The organism is Geothermobacter hydrogeniphilus (assembly GCF_002093115.1).
Taxonomy (GTDB): domain Bacteria; phylum Desulfobacterota; class Desulfuromonadia; order Desulfuromonadales; family Geothermobacteraceae; genus Geothermobacter_A; species Geothermobacter_A hydrogeniphilus.
On record NZ_NAAD01000051.1, the window covers coordinates 1 to 3133 of the forward strand.

Consider the following 3133-nt stretch of genomic DNA (forward strand, 5'->3'; position numbering starts at 1 on the left):
AGGCGTAGCGGCAGCTACGTCGGAATGACGAGGCGCGGGAGCAACGCAGCAGATGGGCGGATATCGGCCGCCCACGCACCTCTCACAATACTGCTTCGACGCCGACCAACTCCATCCCGAACGCCTCGGCGACACCGGGATAGACCACCTTGCCGTTGACAATGTTGAGTCCCGAGCGGATACCGGCGTCGTCGCGCGCCGCGGTCTGCCAGCCTTTATCGGCAATGACGCCGGCGTAGGTGAGAGTGGCATTGGTCAGCGCCAGGGTCGAGGTCAGCGGCACCGCGCCCGGCATGTTGGCGACACAATAGTGGAGGATGCCGTCGACGACGAAGGTCGGTTCCTGGTGGGTGGTTGGATGCGAGGTTTCGAAGCAGCCGCCCTGGTCGATGGCGACATCAACCAGCACCGCACCCTTTTTCATCGTCTTGAGGGTCGCGCGGGTGATCAGTTTCGGTGCCTTGGCGCCATGGACCAGCACCGCACCGATCACCACGTCGGCGCGCGGGGCCAGCTCCCGGATGGTGGCCGGCGACGACATCAGCGGGATGCAGTTTTTCGGCATAATCTCCGAGAGATGACGCAGACGGTCGAGATTGGTGTCGAGCAGGTAGACCTTGGCACCGAGACCGCAGGCCATCTGCGCCGCGTGGGTGCCGACCACCCCGCCGCCGAGCACCAACACCGTCGCCGGCTGCACGCCGGGGACGCCACCGAGCAGAATGCCGCGTCCGCCCTGGGCCCGCTCAACATACTTGGCCGCCTGCTGGGCCGCCATCCGTCCGGCGACCTCACTCATCGGCGTCAGCAGCGGCAGGCCGCCGCGAGGCCCTTCGATGGTCTCGTAGGCGATACAGACCGCCTCGCGCTCGATCATCGCCCGGGTCAGCTGCTCGTCAGCGGCAAAATGAAAATAGGTGAAGACAATCTGGCCGGAACGAATCAGCTGATACTCGGAGGGCTGCGGCTCCTTGACGTGCATCACCATCTCACCGCGCGCATAAACCTCGCCCGCGGTGGCGACAATCTCGGCCCCTTCGGCCGCATAGTCGGCGTCGCTGAATCCCGAAGCCTCACCGGCCCCCTGTTCGACCAACACCTGATGACCGGACTGGTGCAGCATTTCCACCCCGGACGGGGTCATGCAGACCCGGTTTTCGTTCGCCTTGATTTCCTTCAATACCCCGATGATCATATCTGCCTCCCGGACGTGAGCTGTTGTCGGCAAAAAATGCCGAATATTCCTGTTGACCTGAATCCACTGGCACTATCCGCCGATAAGGGACTCACTGACTCAGGTTAAATTCTATCAGGATTTCTTCGACATGTTCTTGCATTTACAGTTGCACAAACGAGACGAAATGAAGGATAATTCTACAAACACTATTTAATTTGGAGTTTTCTTCTAAATATGGACCTTGACCTGATAGATCACTCCATACTCTCGGCCCTGCAACGCAACGGCCGCCTCTCCAACGTCCAGTTGGCCGAGCAGGTCGGCCTGTCCGAATCGGCCTGCCTGCGCCGGGTCAAACTGCTGGAAGAAAACGGCGTCATTGACCGCTACGTGATGCTGGTCAACCCGGCGGCAGTCGGCAAGCCGAGCAGCGTCTTCGTCCAGGTCACCCTCGACGGTCAGCAGGCGGAAAAACTTGCCGCTTTTGAAGCCGCGGTGCAGAACGTCTCCGAGATCATGGAATGCTATCTGCTGTCGGGTGACTGCGATTACCTGCTGCAGGTTCGGGTCCGGGATAACGCCGACTACGTCCGGGTCCATGAAAAACTGACGGCGCTGCCCGGCGTGCTGCGGGTACAGACTTCCTTTGCCCTGCGCACCGTGCGCCGCACCACGGAAATCCCGCTGAATACCCTGAATCAGTGAGTTCCTGTTGGATGGAGAGTGCAAGTGCTTGGCCTGAATGAGATTTCCAAAAATCTGAAGCGCACCCACAGGTTCGCTGGTGATTTTTGGAAAGTTCAGGCAGGTCAATGACTTGTGCTATCCGCCGACAAGGTGCTCACTGATTCAGGATTACTCCAGGAGGGACGGCATGAGTGTCGCGGACAACAACCTTCACCGGGTGCTGATCATCGATGATGACCGACTGTTTCTGAAAACCCTGGAAAAAAATATCCGGGAAGATTTTCCCGGCCTGGAGGTCACGACCTGCGACAACCCGGTGCAGGGGCTCAAGGCGATCGATGAAAGTATCGACCTGCTGCTGCTCGACCTGGAGATGCCCGGCATGGACGGCAGCAAGCTGCTGGCCTACGCCACCGCCCGCGGCATCGACAAAAGCCGGATCATCATCCTGTCGGCAAGGGACGCCGAGGATCTGCACCAGATTTTCCCCATGGGGGTCTGTCTGGCGGTCCTCAACAAGCATGAGGCACGGCAGAAAACCGTGCTGAAGATGGTTTTTTCGTCGTTACAGAGAAGCCCCTGAACGCAATCAGCTCGAAAGCGCGCAACGCAACAGCTTGCGTCCCGATTCAAACAGAATCTGCGCCTTGTTGGGTACAATAATCTCGGTCACCAACCCAAGACCGAATGTGGGATGGGAAACCAGCTGTCCTTTGCCGAGGACCGCATCCATGGCATAAACGACCGCCTTGCCGGGATCGAGAACCGCCACCTCCTGCTGCCAGGCAACTTCATCCTTCGCCGCCTTCTTCGCCGCCGTTTTTCGCGGAGCGGCGGCTTTGCGCGGAGTTGTCGCCTTCGGCTGTTTCGGCGCCCGGAAGGCGTGAGTGGTTCCGCAGCAGTTGCATTCCACACGAACAACTTTTTCTCCCACCATGGCAACCACGATGTGATTGGTCACCCCTTCACAGCGGCTGCAGTTCGACTCGATGGGGCCACCCGTCGTCGGCATTTTCTGACTCATAAAATCTCCCGGTTCAAGCAAGCAAAGACGACATTTCTACGCCTGCGGCGCCGGGCTGTCAAGCAGAGATGTGGGAGATGGGAGATGAGAGATGGGAGATGTTTCCCCCACCCTCCTGGCACAAACGGTTCGAGGCGGTCGAGATTCGTGCAGATGCAAGGCGCGCGAAGACTGAAACCGCAGGTGTAGTGGCAGCTACATCGAGGATTGAAGGCTGAGTGCAACGCCGCAGACGGGTGCGTATC

4 protein-coding genes are annotated in these 3133 nt (G+C 59.4%); 2 read left to right on the forward strand and 2 right to left on the reverse strand.

The annotated features are described in order from the left end of the window. Positions 1-82: 82 nt before the first annotated feature. Positions 83-1195, reverse strand: coding sequence for an alanine dehydrogenase (ald, locus tag B5V00_RS16720; RefSeq protein WP_085011945.1), 1113 nt, complete (start codon positions 1193-1195; stop codon positions 83-85). A 216-nt stretch (positions 1196-1411) separates the two neighbouring features. Here ald and B5V00_RS16725 point away from each other — a divergent pair, with 216 nt between their 5' ends. Together B5V00_RS16725 and B5V00_RS16730 are read left to right on the forward strand one after the other, a co-directional pair. Beyond that, positions 1412-1882, forward strand: coding sequence for an Lrp/AsnC family transcriptional regulator (locus tag B5V00_RS16725; protein WP_085011946.1), 471 nt, complete (start codon positions 1412-1414; stop codon positions 1880-1882). 169 nt (positions 1883-2051) lie between these two features. Then, positions 2052-2447, forward strand: coding sequence for a response regulator (locus B5V00_RS16730; protein ID WP_085011947.1), 396 nt, complete (start codon positions 2052-2054; stop codon positions 2445-2447). 6 nt (positions 2448-2453) lie between these two features. On the opposite strand, the gene B5V00_RS16735 is transcribed toward B5V00_RS16730, so the two are convergent. After that, on the reverse strand, positions 2454-2888 hold the full coding sequence (locus tag B5V00_RS16735; RefSeq protein ID WP_085011948.1) for a hypothetical protein: 435 nt from the start codon (positions 2886-2888) through the stop codon (positions 2454-2456). Between the last annotated feature and the right edge of the window lie 245 nt (positions 2889-3133).